At 40.0% G+C, this 418-nt stretch carries 1 protein-coding gene; it reads right to left on the bottom strand.

What is annotated here, in order from left to right; genetic code table 11:
* Nucleotides 1-418, bottom strand: a 418-nt coding sequence (locus BJI48_RS09275; protein ID WP_143428803.1) for an autotransporter outer membrane beta-barrel domain-containing protein, incomplete at both ends; no start/stop codon positions are given.

The raw sequence follows: 418 nt of genomic DNA, 5'->3' as shown, positions 1-418 counted from the left end.
CTTGGGCATTTTCTTGGATAAATGAATAGTAAGCCCCTACTTCAAAGAGATTGGCTTTACCTGTAATAGTGTTATTGAAAGAGGTAGAAGAGGATTTAATACTATTATAGCCATAGCTAAGCGCAAGACCTACAATCGAGCGGGCATCATTATGGCTAAAGGCATAATCATATCCCCCTTGGATATTGGTAGAATAGGTATTTAGCCCTACCCCACGATTTGAACTACTTTTACCATTAAAGATTCTTGCCCACACCCCTTGAGTAGCAGGATTATCTCGGAGTTCGCCTAAACGTTTATTGAGATCATTGATATTAGCTAAGAATATCGAATAGTTATTCGCAATTACTGCGGTAGCACTAGCTGCTTGGGCAGCATTGATAGTAGCAGAAACGGAGTTGATGTAGTAGTTGGTGAA

The organism is Helicobacter sp. 11S02596-1 (genome assembly GCF_002272825.1).
GTDB lineage: Bacteria > Campylobacterota > Campylobacteria > Campylobacterales > Helicobacteraceae > Helicobacter_J.
This window is presented reverse-complemented; position numbering and strand designations above follow the sequence as displayed.